General features: G+C 43.2%; 1 protein-coding gene. It reads right to left on the minus strand.

Annotation, left to right across the window (positions count from 1 at the left end):
• A partial coding sequence (locus AB4135_RS22210) for an IS3 family transposase (protein WP_371995574.1) occupies positions 1-322 on the minus strand: 322 nt, incomplete at both ends.

The following is a 322-nucleotide window of genomic DNA, read 5'->3' on the forward strand; positions in this document are numbered from 1 at the left end:
TTAGGTACCTGACAGCTAACTATACCAAGCTCCTTCATCAACTTAGTGGCGCGATAACGGCTTAGCGAGATACCTTGCTGGCTAACCATATCTGCAATCGTTCTAGCACCTGCCGAGCCGTTACTTGCAGTGTGTACTTCGCTAACTAGACTTCGAAGCTTTACTTTATCTGCGTTTATAGTTGTTGGCCGTTTTCTCCAATACTTGTAACTACTACGATGAATACTGAACACTTCGCATAATGTTTTTATGCTGTAGCTCTGCCTGAGTTTCTCAATTATTAAGAATTGTTCAGTGAGTCCGACATCAACAGAGCTGTGGC

The sequence above is a fragment of the Shewanella sp. 10N.286.54.B9 genome, from assembly GCF_041468565.1.
Lineage (GTDB): Bacteria > Pseudomonadota > Gammaproteobacteria > Enterobacterales > Shewanellaceae > Shewanella.